Source organism: Haliea sp. E1-2-M8 (assembly GCF_030649675.1).
Lineage (GTDB): Bacteria > Pseudomonadota > Gammaproteobacteria > Pseudomonadales > Halieaceae > Haliea.
Genome location: NZ_JAUTDR010000002.1, coordinates 140,938 through 155,778, shown reverse-complemented (window position 1 = coordinate 155,778; position 14,841 = coordinate 140,938). Strand labels below are relative to the sequence as shown.

Here is a 14,841-nt window from a genome sequence, read left to right as displayed (position 1 = left end):
GGCTACTGCCCGGGCGGCGTCACCGCATGCTTGTCCCAGTCCGCGAGCAGGGTCTCGATCACTTTCATGCCCACCAGGTAGGCATTTTCCAGCGCGGCATCCAGGCCCGCGTAGCTGTCGTGCTGCTCTTCGCGCAGGTATTCCGCGGCGGTCTTGCCGGGGGGCGGCAGGGTGAAGTTGGAGGCGGTGCGCAGCACCAGCACCCGCTGCTTGTCGACCTTGCCGGCTTCGTGCAGGTAGGTGAGCGATTGATAGGTACCGGTGTCTTCCATCGCTGAACTGACGAACTCGCCTTCGCCATCGGTCCAGTACTTGACCCACTCGTTGGCCCAGTCGTTGAGCAGCTTGCCGTGCCAGAAGGTCATTGCGGCCAGCTGGTCACCCTTGATCACTTTCGGCGGTTGTTGTCCCACCGGGTAGTCGACATAGGGCTTGCGGGCCGCGGCCAGGGTTTCGTGATCGGGCAGTTGCATGCCTTTGGTGAGGTCGTAAGCCCAGTTCACCAGCCCGGTGTCGAGCCGGAAGACTTCGCCCAGATTGTAATTTCTGCGCTCAGGATCGCCGGGGCCCTGGCTGAACAGGGGAAAGTAGCCGTGCTCCCAGTCCTCGGGGATCTCCCGGGTGTCGATCTCATGGGCCAGATCGCCGTCTACCAGCCACTCGGCCCAGGCCACGGAGCCCAGCGAGGCGTCGGCCGGGTCGAAGCCGGAGATCCCCGCCACCAGCCAGTAGGCCTTGCTCAGGTCAAAACGCGGGTCCAGGCCCAGTGCCATGACACTGGCGGCGGCATTGGCCGTGCCCATGCCGGTAACGATGCCGAGAACGCCGGATTCCAGGTTCATGTGGATATCGTGGTGCATATGCGGTGCCGGGAAGCGGGTATCCAGCGGCACGCGCTCGTACCAGCGCTGGAATTCCCCGGCCTCATCGCCGCTGTCGGCCCCGGTCTCGAACATGGTGACTACCACGACCTTGACCGGAATCGGGCCTGAAGCGGCAGTTTCCGCCAGCGCGGGAAATGCCAACAGGGCGCAGAGCAGGGAAAGTAATGCAGATTTGATCATGGTGTTTGTGTATCCGTCGTTGCCTGGGTGATGAGGAAGGATTCTATCGCAGCTCGGGTCGGCGCGCTTGCCTGCGCACCGGGCTGCTGTACCGACAATGCGGCCGCGGCCTGGGCAAAGCGTATGGCCTGCGGTAACGGCAAGCCCTCGGTAAGGGCGACGGCCAGGCAGCCGTTGAACACGTCACCGGCTGCGGTAGTGTCTACTGCCGTCACCGGGAAACCCGGGTGCTCGCTGCGCAGGGGCTCCCTTGAGTCATCGCTCTGGGAGAGGTACACGCCGTTGGCGCCGCGGGTGATAAGCACAGTGCCGACGCCACGCTGGTGCAGCGTGTCGGCCGCGGCCGCAGCGGAACCCGGGTCCCGGACCTGAATGCCGGTCAGCAGCGCGGCCTCGGTTTCATTGGGGGTGAGCATCTGGAGCAGCGGGTACAGCTCCGCTGGCAACAATTGCGCCGGAGCCGGATTCAGGATAACCACCGCATCCGCCTGGTTGGCGCGGCGGGCCGCTGCGAGCACGGTTTCGATCGGGGTTTCCAGCTGCAGCAGGACCACGGCGGCCTTCTCCAAAAGACGGCCGGCCGTGTCGATATGGCGCGGTAGCAGGCAGGCATTGGCGCCCGGTGCCACCGCTATGCTGTTCTCACCGCTCGGGTCCACCAGAATCTGGGCGACCCCCGAGGGCGCTTGCGGGTCGACCATACAGTGATCGGTGTTGATACCGACTACGGCAAAGGCCGCCAGCGCGGCGTAGCCGAAGTCATCCTTGCCAACGCAGGCAACCAGACTGACGTCACCGTCTGCCCGCGCCGCCGCCACCGCCTGGTTGGCGCCCTTGCCGCCCCCGGCAGTGCTGAAGCTGCCGCCGAGCACGGTCTCTCCGGGCGCCGGCAAGTGCGGCACCCGGATGACCATGTCGGTGTTGCTGGAGCCGACAACAACCAGCCTGCTCACGGCTGCACCGTCAGAATGTGCTGGACAGCGACAGACCCCAGACGCGCGGCTCGTTGGTAAAGCCGGTCAGGTTGTTGAAGTCAATCGCGCCCTGCACATTCTCTTCGTCAGTGATGTTGCGACCGAACAGGGCCACTTCGTAGCTGCCGTCACGCAGGCGCCAGCCCAGGCGCAGGCCGCCCTCAAACTGGCCGTCGGTGACAAACTCGGCGGCATCGTAGAGGAACAGCTGGGTGTCACCCTGGTAGGACCAGTCGGTGAAGGCGAACAGCTCGGACTCGTTGCCTACCGGGAGGGTCCAGGAGGCGGTGAAGTTAAACGTGGTCTCGGGCGCCTGGGGGAAGGGGTTGCCGTCGACGAACACCAGGCCATCGCCATCAACGGGGTTGCGGATGGTGCAGGCGCCGCTGCCACAGGGGCCGACGCGCAGGCTGCTGTCCTCGATTTCAGTATCGGCATAGCCGGCACCGAAGGTGACGGCAAAGTTGTCGGTGAGGGCCCACTCGACGTCGAGTTCCCCGCCCTGGCCGGTACCCTGCCCGGCGTTTACCAGCTGGATCGAGTTGTTCACGCCACCCACGGCGGTGAACTGGATGTCATCCACTTCGTAGTAGAACAGCGCCGCGTTGAGGCGCATGCGCCCGTCCAGGTACTCCGCCTTGTAGCCTACCTCGAAGGAGGTGATGGTCTCGGAGTCGGCAACCGAGGGTGGCGCACCAAAGGCGACGTCCCGGCCCTGAATGGTGGGTGCGCGGAAGCCGGTGCCGACCTTGGCCCAATACAGGGAGGTATCGCCGGCGGCGAAGGACAGGGCGAGGTCGCCGCTGACCTGGTCATCGGACACGCTCTCCTGGAAACCGGGGGCAAAGAAGTCCTTTTCGTCGTCGGTCCAGCGCAGACCTGCGGTCAGGGTCCAGGCGTCGGTGAGTGCGTAATCGGCCTGGCCGAACACGGCGACGGAGGTGTTTTCATGGGTGACCGTGGTGGGCGGGACGAAGAAGGGGTTGGTCTCCACATCCAGTTCGGAGTCGAAGTAGAACATGCCTACCTGCCAGTTCAGTCGCTCGCCGCTGTTGCTGGAGAGACGGAACTCCTGGGTGAACTGCTGTACATCCGCCGAGTCCTGGGTCTGGGAGGGAAAGGGAATAAAGCCCGGCCCCATGAACGGCAGGAAGGCGGCGCCGAAGCCGCCGTCGATATCGCCGAGGCTGCGACCCTTGGCATCCTCGCCCGCGGTGATGGAGGTCAGGGTCACGCTGTCAAAGTCGTACTCCACTTTCAGGTTGACGCCCGTGTTACGGTACTCCTGCGGGTTGTTGTCGCCCTCGTCGAAGAACACGGTGTCACGGTCGTAGTTTTCATTGAGGTCGTTGCTGCCGGTGTTGAAGATGTTGGCGCGGAACACCGCGGCGGTGCCATCCAGGTCGCGGTGGTGTGCGCCCAGCAGCGCGCTCATGCGGTCATTGGGCTCGAACAGCAGGAAACCCTTGACGGCTTTTTCGATAAAGCCGCCCAGGGCATCGTCTTCCCCGGTAAAGCCGTTGTCGATCCAGTCACCGCGGCTCTGATACAGCACCGCGACGCGCCCGGCGACGGTATCGGTGAGGCCGCCGCCAGCGGCGCCCTCGAAATTAAGAGTATCCAGTTCGCCGATGTCCACCTTGGCCCGGCCCTCCATCTCCTGGGTGGGCTTGCGGGAATCGAACTTGACGATACCGGCGGTGGTGTTGCGACCGAACAGGGAGCCCTGTGGTCCACGCAGCACTTCCACCTGCTCAACGTCGAACAGGGGGAAGCTCTTCAGCACCACATTCTCCTTGACCACCTCGTCCATGATGATGGACACAGGCTGGGACGCGGCGAGATCGAAGTCGATATTGCCCAGCCCGCGGATGTAGAAGCGCGGCGCTACGCGGCCATTGGATGATTCGACATAGAGGCCAGGTACCCGGGCGGAGAGGCCGCGGATATCCGCGCCGCCTTCAAAGATGGCAGAAAAACGCTCGCCGCTCATGGTCGCAACAGACAGGGGGACATCCAGCAGGCTTTGCTCACGCTTCTGCGCCGTGACGATGATTTCCTCCAGCTGCGCCATGGCTGGGGCGGTCGCTGTAGTCGCTGCGGCTATCGCGGCGGTCAGGGCCAACCGTGGTACGGTGATCCTTTTCATGGATGTCTCTCCTGAGTAAACGGGTGGGGTGCTGTGAGTGGTTTCTTGCGGAGCGATACCGGGTTCTGGTGCCCGCGGCTGGCCTTGGCGGCTCATTTGTGCAAAATTTACACGTGTGTAGCGTTGGCCGCAGCCCCCCGCGGCAAAAATACCAGAATTTGCCCACCTTGATGGGCAGCCAACTGTACTGAGTCCCCGCAAGCGCGGGACGGGAGAATGCCTGTGTTGAAACTGTTCGCGCCCTGGCTTTTGCTGGGCTGTTTGTGTTCGCCATTGCTTGCAACGGCGAGCCCGGCCAGCGGTGCCGATCTCATCGTCTACGGAGATTACCTGCTGACCATGGATGCCGAACAAGCGGAGCTGCGGGATGCCGCGGTGGTGGTGCGCGACGGTGTGATCGTGGATGTGGGCCCCCGGGAGCGGATCGACCGGGCCTGGGTGGCCAAAGCCACTATCGCGGGTGAAGGCCGGGTGCTGATGCCCGGCCTGGTCAATGGCCACACCCACACCGCCATGACCCTGTTTCGGGGCATGGTCGACGACCTCGATCTGATGACCTGGTTGAACCAGTATGTTTTCCCGATGGAAGGGCGCTTTGTTACCCCTGAGTTCGTGCGCACCGGTACTGAACTCGCTTGCTGGGAGATGATCCGCGGCGGTACCACCACCTTTGTCGACATGTACTTCTACCCGGACGAAATCGCCGGCGTGGTCGAGCGCTGTGGCCTGCGAGCCGTGATCGGCGCGCCGCACATTGACTACCCCAGCCCCGGCTTTGCCGGCTGGGACGACTCCTTTGCCGCGGCTGCGGATTTTGTCCGCCGCTGGCAGGGCCGGCATCCACGCATTACACCCGCCTTCGCGCCACATGCGCCCTACACGGTCTCGGCGGAACACCTGCAGGCCACGGTGGAGAAAGCCACTGAGCTGGATGCCGTGGTGTCCATGCACCTGGCTGAGGCGCCGGCGGAGACCGAGTTTATCGCCGCGGAGTATGGCACCAGTCCAGTGCGCCATGTGGCGGGGCTGGGTATGTACCAATTGCCGCTGATTGCAGCGCATATGGTGCAGTTGGACGCGGAGGATATCGCCCTGACCGCCGCCGCCGGGGTGGGTGCGATTCACAATCCCACGTCCAATATGAAACTGGGTGCCGGTATCTCCCCGGCGCCGGCGATGCTGGCGGCGGGCGTGAATGTCGGTCTGGGTACTGATGGCGCGGCGTCCAACAACGATCTCGACCTGTGGGAAGAAGTACGCATGGCGGCCCTGTTGCACAAAGTGGCGAGCGGTGAGCCCACCGCAATGCCTGCCGGCCAGGCCCTGGCCATGGCGACACGGCTGGGTGCGGCGGCCATCCATATGGGCGAGGTGATCGGCCAGCTGAAGGTGGGAATGCAGGCGGACATGATCCAGCTCGATGTCACCCAGACCCGGCACCTGCCCCTGTACGACGTGCAATCGCACCTGGTGTATGTGCTCGACAGCCATGACGTGCAGACGACTATTGTCGCCGGGCAGGTGCTGATGCGGGACCGCCAGGTACTCACCATTGAGGAGCCAGCGCTGCGCGCGGCGGTGACCCGGGCCAGCGACCGTATTCGCAATGCGCTGCGGGAGCAGCAGGAGAACGACGCATGAGAACCGCAAGCGTCGCGTTCATCTGTGCTGTGGTGGCGTTGATCGCCGGAGCTGAACGTATCGTTGCCGAGGAGGCTACCGTGACACTACCGGACAAGAGGACTGTCATCGCCACCCTCGGCCTGGAGGCCCACGTCGAGGGCGGCTATTTTGCCCGCACCTTTCAGCCCGACCACCGGCCGCAGGTAGAGACCCCGCGCGGGCCGCGCTACACCATGACTTCCATTCACTACCTGCTGACGAATGATTCACCGATTGGCCACTGGCACCGCAACGAGTCCGACATCGTGCACTTCTACCATCTCGGTGCGCCGGTGCACTATTACCTGCTGCATCCGGACGGGCGCCTTGAGCAAGCAGTGCTGGGGCCGGACCTGGCCGCTGGCCAGCGCCTGCAGTTGACCGTGCACGGCGGGGTCTGGAAGGCGTCACACCTTCCGGCGGGGGAGTACGGGCTGATCAGCGAGGCGGTTGCCCCGGGTTTCGACTATGCCGACATGGCCCTGGGCAAACGTGCTGAATTGCTGGCGGAATTTCCACAACACGCTGATGTGGTGCGCGCTTACACCCGCAAATAGCGCGCTTATCGACTCTTAGTGGTGAGGTGCTGCTCCAGCTCCGGCATGATGCTGGCGAGCTCGGGCTTGTTGGCGCGGATCTCCGCGGCAGTCAGGCCGTGCAGTTCGTGGGGGAATACCAGCCAGTCCGCCGTTTCGTGGATGTAGTAATCCGGCACCCGGTCGGTCTGGTTGTTGCCTGGCTTGTAGTATGGGGTGGCGATGCGGATCTCCGGCGTGTTCTTCTTGCAGGCCTGGCGCAGATCGTGGATGACCTGGTCTATGGAGAGGCCGGAGTCGTGCACGTCGTCGACGATCAGCAGCGAATCCTCGGATTCCAGCTGTTTGATGAGGTAGGTCAGGCCGTGCACCTTGACGTGGCGGCTGCGCTCGCCAATGCCGGTGTAAGAGGAGGTGCGGATGGCGATATGGTCCGCCTCCAGCCCCAATACGTCGAGCAGCTCCTGCACTGCAATCCCCACCGGCGCACCGCCGCGCCAGACGCCGACAATGTAGTTGGGCCGATAGCCACTGGTATACACCTGCCAGGCCAGTCTGAAGGAGTCTTCCAGCAACTGCTGGGCGCTGATGTAGTACTTGTGCATGACGGTGCTTTCCTCAAGCGATGGTGGGGCGGCGAAGGCGCAGAGGTTAGCACAGCTTTTCGGCTATGGTGCCCCCCGCGGCGATTGCGTAAACTGCGCCCTTTTCGCACTTGCCTGGCAGAGGGAGCAAGCAGCACCATGGAGCAAGGTAACCAGACTGCGGCAGGCCCTCTGGAGCGAGTTTTCGGGTTATCCGAACACGGTACCACCGTCCGCACCGAGTTGATTGCAGGCGCCACCACCTTCGTCACCATGGCCTATATCATCTTCGTCAACCCGCAGATGATGGCGGCCGCCGGCATGGACCCGCAGGCCTCGTTTGTTGCTACCTGCCTGGCGTCGGCGCTGGCCTGCTACTTGATGGGCCTGTACGCCAACTGGCCGGTGGGGCTGGCGCCGGGCATGGGACTGAACGCATTTTTTACCTACACCGTGGTGGCCGACATGGGCTACAGCTGGCAGGTGGCGCTGGGGGCAGTATTCCTGGCCGGCGTGCTGTTTGTGATCATGAGTGTCACCCGCCTGCGGCGCTGGATGCTGGACAGCATACCGCTGGACCTGCGCGTGGCCATGGGCGCTGGCGTGGGCCTGTTCGTGGGTTTCATTGGGCTCAAAAGCGGCGGCATCATCGTTGCCAGCGAGGCCACCTTTCTCACCTTGGGCGACCTCACGGCACCCGAGCCTTTTTTGGCGGCGCTGGGTTTTCTGGTCATTGCAATCCTTTCCATCCGCCAGGTGCACGGCGCGATAATCATCGGCATTCTGGGCATTACCGGCATCGCCCTGGGCTCTGGCCTGGTGCAGTACCAGGGGCTGGTGGCGGCGCCGCCGAGCCTGGCGCCCGTGTTCATGCAACTGGACATTCGCGGTGCCCTGGATGTCGCCATGACCAGCGTCATTATCGCCTTCCTGTTTGTGAACCTGTTTGATACCGCGGGTACCCTGCTGGGGGTCGCCACTCGCGCCGGCCTGGTGAACCCGGACGGCAGCATCCGCAACCTGGACCGGGCGCTGAAGGCGGACAGCACTTCCAGCGTATTCGGCGCCTTCCTCGGCTGCGCCCCGGTGACCAGCTACGTGGAGAGTGCCGCCGGTGTTGCGACCGGCGGCCGCACGGGCCTGACTGCGGTTACCGTGGGCACCCTGTTTCTGGTGGCAATTTTCTTTGCGCCGGTGGCTGCCATGGTACCGGCCTTCGCGACTGCGGGGGCGCTGGTCTACGTTGCTATGCTGATGCTGACCAGCCTGCAGAGCCTGGTGTGGGAGGACATGACCGAGGTGGTGCCGGCGCTGCTCACAGTGGTGATGATTCCGCTGACGTTTTCCATCGCCAACGGGATCGCGGTCGGTTTCATCAGCTATGTCGCGATCAAGCTGTGTGTCGGCAGATACCGGGATATTTCACCCGGCGCCTGGTTCCTGGCGCTGATCTTCATCGCCAAGTTTGCCCTGATGTAACTCGAGGCCAGTCCTGATGACGAAACCAGCAACCTACCCCTCGGACCCTGAACATCTCTGGGAACACTTTTACTGCATATCGCAGATTCCGCGGCCCTCGAAAGTCGAGGATGCGGTGCGCGACTACGTGATCGGGCAGGCCGAGGCCCACGATTATCGCTGGCAGCTGGATGCCACCGGCAACATGGTGGTCTATGTGCCCGCGTCCCCCGGGCGCGAACACCACGGCACCGTGATCATCCAGAACCACCTGGACATGGTGACGGTGAAAACCGGCGACAAGACCCACGACTTCTATGCCGACCCCTTGAGCCTGAAGGTGGAGGACGGCTGGTTGCTGGCGGACCGTACAACCCTCGGCGCGGACAACGGCATCGGCTGTGCCGCCGCCCTGGCGGTGATGACCGACAGTGACGTTCAGCACCCGCCGCTGGAGCTTTTGTTTACCGTGGACGAGGAAACTGGCCTCGGCGGTGCCCTGGGGCTGGACGCCAGCCTGCTCAGCGGCGATATCATGCTGAACCTGGATACCGAGGACTGGCACGAGCTGTATATAGGTTGCGCCGGAGGCGGCGGCTGGCTGCTGACCGGGCGCTATCCGCTGGCGGAGCCCGACGCTGAGCTGTCGTACTGGAGCCTGGAACTGAAGGGACTGGCCGGCGGCCACTCCGGTGTCGAAATCCACCACCAGCTCGGCAATGCACTTAAAATGCTGGCGGAGTGCCTGGCAGAAGTGGAAACGGTGCAGCTGGCCAGCGCCGATGCCGGCGTCGCTCACAATGTGATTCCGCGTGAGGGTACGGCGGCTTTTGCCTGCACACCCGAGCAGGCGCAAGTGCTGGCTGAGCGTTTGGATTCCCTGACGGCTCGCTGGCGCAGCTACCTGCCGGCGGCAGACCACAGCGTATCCCTGAGCCTGACGCCGGTGGAGCCGCTGCCAGTGTTGTCGTTGGCCGACAGCCAGCGCCTGCTGGCACTGCTCGCTGCATTCCCCCACGGCGCCCAGGCCTACAGCCTGGCCCAGCCCGCGGATCTCGTAGACCTCAGCATCAACCTGGCGCGGCTGCAGCTGCAGGACGGCGTTCTGGAACTCGAGGCGAGCTACCGCTTCTTCAACGCCGAGCAGGCAGTGCCGCTGCGCACCGGGGTGGAAGCGCTGGCCCGGCTCGCCGGTCTGGAGATTCATCGCATCGACGGCTACCCTGGCTGGCAGCCGGATTTCGCCAGCCCACTGCTGGCCCGGGCCAAGGCCCTGCACCAACGCCTGTTTGGCAGCGAGCCAGCGGTCAAGGCCATTCACGCAGGCCTCGAGTGCGGGATCCTGAAGAGCAAGAAGCCGAATACAGACATCCTCTCCTTTGGCCCCACCATACGCGGCGCCCACTCACCTACCGAGCGGCTGCGCATCGATACCGTGCCGCCGTTCTGGCACTACCTGACCGCCCTGCTGGCGGAACTCTGATAACCCACGAGGACAAACGCCATGCTGGAGACACTGCCCCAGGTTCCTGAAGATTCCATCCTCGGCCTCGCGGCCGCCTGTCGCGCGGACCCGAACCCGGACAAGGTAGACCTGACAGTCGGGATCTACATGAACGAAGAGGGCGTGTGCCCGGTGTTCGAGGCCGTGCGCCTGGCCCAGCAGGCGCTGGTCGACGAGGAAACCACCAAGGCCTATATGCCCCCGGCCGGCGACCCGGTCTTCAACCACGGGATCCAGCGGCTGGTGCTGGGTGCGGACAGCCCCGCCCTGGCGGATTCCCGGGTCAGCAGCATCCAGACCCCGGGCGGCTGTGGCGCCCTGCGCATAGGCGCAGAAATCATCAACGCCGCGGCGCCGGGAGCACGGGTATGGGTGTCCGATCCCACCTGGCCGGTACACATACCGCTACTGGGCAGCGTGGGTCTCAAGTTTGAAACCTACCGTTACTATGAGCCCGCCAGCCATGGGGTCAATTTCGACGCCATGGTGGATGATCTGAAGCAGGCGAAGCAGGGCGATGTGGTCCTGCTGCACGGCTGCTGCCACAACCCCTGCGGCGCGGACCTGACTCTGGAGCAGTGGGGTGAGATCGCGGAGATGGCCGCGCAGCAGGGTTTCCTGCCTTTTGTCGATATTGCCTACCAGGGCCTGGGTGATGGTCTGGAGGAGGATGCCGCGGGCCTGCGCCTGCTGGTACAACGCCTGCCCGAAGTCATTATTGCCGCCTCCTGCTCCAAGAACATGGGCCTGTATCGGGAGCGTACCGGGGCGGCCATTTTTGCCTCGGCCAGCCCCACCAGCGCCAGCGCCCTGCGCAGCCAGGCCCAGGTGGCAGCCCGGCGCATATATTCCATGCCGCCGGCCCACGGCGCCCTGCTGGCGGGACGGCTGCTGGCTGACGACGAGCTCAACGGCAACTGGCAGGACGAGTTGCAGGCCATGTGTCGGCGCATCAACGGCCTGCGCACCAGCCTGGTGAGCAAGCTGGAGCTGTGTACCGACCGGGATTTCAGCTTTATCGAACGGGAGAAGGGGATGTTCTCGTTCCTGGGCTTGAGCCGGGAACAGGCGCTGGCCCTGCGGGAAGAGCACAGCGTGTACCTGCTGGAATCATCCCGGATCAATGTCGCGGGCGTAAACGGCGCCAATATTGATTATCTCGCCGAGGCTGTCGGCAAGGTACTGTTGAGTCACTGATTGGGAAGAGATTATAAAGGGTCAGGTCCTTCATGTGGCATTCGGTCGAATGCTACATGAAGGACCTGACCCCATTTCATCAAGGTGCCCCGGTCAGCCCTCCAGCTCGGTCCAGCGTTCGATTGCTGCTTCCAGGGCGTCCTCTACCGCAGCCAGATCCGCCAACACCTTGTCCATGCTGGCCCGGTCCTGCTGATAGAAGGCCGGGTCGGAGGCCTGCGCCTGGAGCGCCGCCTGCTGCTGTTCCAGCGCCTCGATCTTTCCCGGCAGGGCCTCCAGTTCGCGCTGCTCCTTGTAGGACAGCTTGCGCCGGGGGGGCGCAGCCGATGCCACCGCAGTGGCAGTCGCGGCTGCCGGTTCGGGATTGCTCGCGGGCATCTGCTGGCCACGGCTGGCGGGATCGGTGAGCCTGCCGCCGCGGGCTTCCCAGTCGCTGTAGCCGCCCGCTTGTTCTTCCACCGTGCCGTCGCCGCGCAGGATCAGCAGCTGGGTCACCACGTGGTCCATGAAATCGCGGTCGTGGCTGACCAGGATCACTGTGCCGTCGAAGGACAGCAGGATGTCCTCCAGCAGCTCCAGGGTTTCGACGTCCAGGTCGTTGGTGGGCTCGTCCAGCACCAACAGGTTGGCGGGCTTGCTGAACAGGCGCGCCAGAATCGCACGGTTCTGCTCGCCGCCAGACAGCGCCTTGACCGGGGTGCGCACCCGTTCCGGGCTGAACAGGAAGTCCCCCAGGTAGGAAATGGCGTGGCGGCGCTTGCCGTTGATCTCGATGAAATCCTGGCCGCCGCAGATATTGTCGATCAGGTTCTGCTCCGGCTCCAGCTTGCCCCGCAGCTGGTCGGAGTAGGCGATCTCCAGCTTGGTGCCGAGCTTGATAGTGCCGCTGTCCGGCGCAAGCTGGCCCAGGATCAGCTTCACCAGGGTGGATTTGCCGGCGCCGTTGGCACCGACGATACCCACCCGGTCGCCGCGCTGGATGATGGTGGAGAAGTCGCTAATGACCTCCCGGCCTTCGAAAGCCTTGCTGACGTGTTCCAGCTCCGCCACGATCTTGCCCGAGCGGCTGGCCTCCTCGATATTGAAGTTGGCACTGCCGACCTTTTCCCGCCGCTGCTGGCGCTCCCGGCGCATCGCCTCCAGGTCACGCACCCGGCCCTCGTTGCGGGTGCGACGGGCTTTGATACCCTGGCGTATCCACACCTCTTCCTGTGCCAGCTTCTTGTCGAACAGGGCGTTGGCGCGTTCCTCGGCCTCCAGTTCCTGCTCGCGGTGGTTGAGAAAGCCCTGGTAGCTGCCGTGCCAGGTGGTCAGGTGGCCGCGGTCCAGCTCGGCGATGCTGGTGGCGACATTCTGCAGGAAGCGGCGGTCGTGGGTGATCAGGACAATTGCGCCGCGGAACTGCTGCAGCTGGGTTTCCAGCCACTGGATCGCGGGGATGTCCAGGTGGTTGGTGGGCTCGTCCAGCAGCAGAATGTCCGGGTCCGCGACCAGGGCCTGGGCCAGGGCAACGCGCCGGCGCCAGCCGCCGGAAAGTTCGCCCATTTTTGCGTCCTGGGGGAGCTGCAGCTGGGTAATGGTGGTTTCGACCCGCTGCTGCAGGGCCCAGCCGTCCGCGGCCTCGAGCCGCTGCTGTACCCGCGCCAGGCGGTCGAAGTCCATGTCCGCATCCTGCAGCAGGTGGTGGTATTCGGCCAGCAGCTTGCCGGCCTCCGCCAGGCCATCGGCGACCACGTCATAGACGCTGCTGTCATCGGCGTCGGGCAGGGTCTGCAGCAGGCGCGCGATGCGCACGCCCGGGCGCAGCCAGCGCTCACCGGCGTCCGGCTGCTGCTCCCCGGCGAGAATGCGCAGCAGGGTGGTCTTGCCGGTACCATTGCGGCCCAGCAGGCCCCAGCGCTCGCCGCGGCGGATGGTCAGGTCTACATGGTCGAGCAGCACTTGGGTGCCGTAGTGCAGTTGCAGGGATTCGAGGCGGAGCAGAGGCATGGGAGCAGGTTGCAGTAGTAGTGGGCGCGCCATTCTACGTGACTGGCTGCGGTACAGCCACCATCGGCAGGGATCGCTCACAGAGTGAGCTCCTACCTGTAGGAGCCCGCTCCGCGGGCGATGGGCACACAAATCGCTCACAGAGTGAGCTCCTACCTCGGGAGTGGAATAAATATATTTGATAAATGTAACCGCCTGTATGAAGCTGTGCGCCTCATTGACGACCGCAGCAGCTGCGGGGCGCTGGCAGCCAACAACAGAGGAAGCAACATGGCCGGATTCGACAAGGTGGTGGGCAGCTATGCCGAGGCGATGGCGGGCCTGGAAGATGGAATGACGGTGATTGCCGGTGGTTTCGGCCTCTGCGGCATACCGGAAAACCTGATAGCCGAGATCAAGCGCAAGGGCACCCGCGACCTGACCTTCTTCTCCAACAACTGCGGTGTGGATGGTTTCGGGCTGGGCATCCTCCTGGAGGACCGGCAGATCCGCAAGATGGTGTCGTCCTATGTGGGCGAGAACAAGCTGTTCATGGAACAGCTGCTGGCGGGCGAGCTGGAGGTGGAGCTGACGCCCCAGGGCACCCTGGCGGAAAAAATGCGCGCCGGCGGCGCCGGCATTCCTGCTTTCTACACCGCTACCGGTTACGGCACCCCGGTGGGCGAAGGCAAGGAAGTGCGTGAGTTCAATGGTCGCCACTACATCCTGGAGGAAGCGGTTGTCGGCGACTTCGCCATCGTCAAGGCCTGGAAGGGCGACCGCTACGGCAATCTCATCTATCGCCACACAGCCATGAACTTCAATCCGGAAGCCGCCACCGCCGGCCGGATAACCGTCGCCGAAGTGGAGGAGCTGGTGGAGCCCGGCGAACTGGAGCCGAGCCAGATTCATACTCCCGGGATCTACGTCAACCGCCTGATCCAGGGCACGTTCGAAAAACGCATTGAACAGCGCACCGTGCGCGCAGGCTGAGGGAGCACACAGCTATGGCACTATCCCGCGAACAAATGGCACAGCGCGTCGCCCAGGAGCTGCAGGACGGCTTCTATGTGAACCTCGGCATCGGTATTCCCACCCTGGTGGCGAATTACGCCCCCGAGGGCATTGAGGTGATGCTGCAGTCGGAGAATGGCCTGCTGGGCATGGGGCCGTTTCCCACCGAGGCGCAACTGGACCCGGACATGATCAACGCCGGCAAGCAGACGGTCACCGCGGCCACTGGCGCCTCAATCTTTTCCTCCGCGGAGTCTTTTGCGATGATCCGTGGTGGCCATGTCGACCTCACGGTGCTGGGCGCATTCGAGGTGGATGTGGCGGGCAATATCGCCTCCTACATGATTCCCGGAAAGCTGGTCAAGGGCATGGGCGGCGCCATGGACCTGGTGGCCGGTGCCGACAATATCATCGTCCTCATGACCCACGCTTCCAAGGACGGTGAATCCAAGCTGCTGCCCCAGTGCACCCTGCCGCTGACCGGGGCCGGGTGTATCAAGCGGGTGGTGACCGACCTCGCCTACCTGGAGATCGCCGACGGCAAGTTCTGGCTGCGGGAGCGCGCTCCCGGGGTGAGCGTGGAGGAGATCGTGCGCCTGACCGCGGGTGAACTGGTGGTGCCCGATGAGGTGCCGGAGATGACGTTCGAATTGAGCTAACCCACTCGTGTGACCCACCTGGCCAGCCATTTCGGTTATTATTGCCGCCCTCTGGAAACTGCGGGCCGAGGC

Annotated in this window: 12 protein-coding genes; 7 read left to right on the top strand and 5 right to left on the bottom strand. The window is 64.1% G+C overall.

Annotated features, from left to right (window positions below):
* Positions 1-2: 2 nt before the first annotated feature.
* From Q6D67_RS02385 to Q6D67_RS02375, 3 genes are read right to left on the bottom strand one after another with little or no spacing between them, the layout of a single operon-like run.
* Positions 3-1,064, bottom strand: coding sequence for a purine nucleoside permease (locus tag Q6D67_RS02385; RefSeq protein ID WP_304703926.1), 1,062 nt, complete (start codon positions 1,062-1,064; stop codon positions 3-5).
* A complete protein-coding gene (gene rbsK / locus Q6D67_RS02380; RefSeq protein WP_304703925.1) occupies positions 1,061-2,017 on the bottom strand; it encodes a ribokinase in 957 nt (318 codons plus the stop codon). The genes Q6D67_RS02385 and rbsK overlap by 4 nt, the downstream gene beginning before the upstream one ends.
* Before the next feature lie 10 nt (positions 2,018-2,027).
* Positions 2,028-4,187 (bottom strand): TonB-dependent receptor, encoded by a 2,160-nt coding sequence (locus Q6D67_RS02375; RefSeq protein WP_304703924.1) that lies wholly within the window; start codon positions 4,185-4,187, stop codon positions 2,028-2,030.
* Positions 4,188-4,409: 222 nt separating this feature from the next.
* Here Q6D67_RS02375 and Q6D67_RS02370 point away from each other — a divergent pair, with 222 nt between their 5' ends.
* Positions 4,410-5,828 (top strand): amidohydrolase family protein, encoded by a 1,419-nt coding sequence (locus Q6D67_RS02370; RefSeq protein ID WP_304703923.1) that lies wholly within the window; start codon positions 4,410-4,412, stop codon positions 5,826-5,828.
* Positions 5,825-6,406, top strand: coding sequence for a cupin domain-containing protein (locus tag Q6D67_RS02365; RefSeq protein ID WP_304703922.1), 582 nt, complete (start codon positions 5,825-5,827; stop codon positions 6,404-6,406). Before Q6D67_RS02370 ends, Q6D67_RS02365 begins: the two co-directional genes overlap by 4 nt.
* Before the next feature lie 5 nt (positions 6,407-6,411).
* On the opposite strand, the gene Q6D67_RS02360 is transcribed toward Q6D67_RS02365, so the two are convergent.
* Positions 6,412-6,990, bottom strand: a complete 579-nt coding sequence (locus Q6D67_RS02360; RefSeq protein WP_304703921.1) for a phosphoribosyltransferase — start codon at positions 6,988-6,990, stop codon at positions 6,412-6,414.
* A gap of 138 nt (positions 6,991-7,128) precedes the next feature.
* Here Q6D67_RS02360 and Q6D67_RS02355 point away from each other — a divergent pair, with 138 nt between their 5' ends.
* The 3 genes from Q6D67_RS02355 to Q6D67_RS02345 are packed head-to-tail and all read left to right on the top strand — an operon-like array spanning position 7,129 to position 11,128.
* The gene (locus Q6D67_RS02355) at positions 7,129-8,448 is read left to right on the top strand and encodes an NCS2 family permease (RefSeq protein WP_304703920.1); all 1,320 of its coding nucleotides are present in this window, start codon (positions 7,129-7,131) and stop codon (positions 8,446-8,448) included.
* A gap of 16 nt (positions 8,449-8,464) precedes the next feature.
* Positions 8,465-9,910 (top strand): beta-Ala-His dipeptidase, encoded by a 1,446-nt coding sequence (pepD, locus tag Q6D67_RS02350; protein ID WP_304703919.1) that lies wholly within the window; start codon positions 8,465-8,467, stop codon positions 9,908-9,910.
* 21 nt (positions 9,911-9,931) lie between these two features.
* A complete protein-coding gene (locus Q6D67_RS02345) occupies positions 9,932-11,128 on the top strand; it encodes an amino acid aminotransferase (RefSeq protein WP_304703918.1) in 1,197 nt (398 codons plus the stop codon).
* Positions 11,129-11,221: 93 nt separating this feature from the next.
* Here the strand turns inward: Q6D67_RS02345 and Q6D67_RS02340 are convergent, their stop codons facing one another.
* On the bottom strand, positions 11,222-13,117 hold the full coding sequence (locus tag Q6D67_RS02340) for an ATP-binding cassette domain-containing protein (protein ID WP_304703917.1): 1,896 nt from the start codon (positions 13,115-13,117) through the stop codon (positions 11,222-11,224).
* Positions 13,118-13,387: 270 nt separating this feature from the next.
* Here Q6D67_RS02340 and Q6D67_RS02335 point away from each other — a divergent pair, with 270 nt between their 5' ends.
* Positions 13,388-14,089 (top strand): CoA transferase subunit A, encoded by a 702-nt coding sequence (locus tag Q6D67_RS02335; RefSeq protein WP_304703916.1) that lies wholly within the window; start codon positions 13,388-13,390, stop codon positions 14,087-14,089.
* A 14-nt stretch (positions 14,090-14,103) separates the two neighbouring features.
* Positions 14,104-14,769 (top strand): CoA transferase subunit B, encoded by a 666-nt coding sequence (locus Q6D67_RS02330; RefSeq protein WP_304703915.1) that lies wholly within the window; start codon positions 14,104-14,106, stop codon positions 14,767-14,769.
* Positions 14,770-14,841 lie beyond the last annotated feature (72 nt).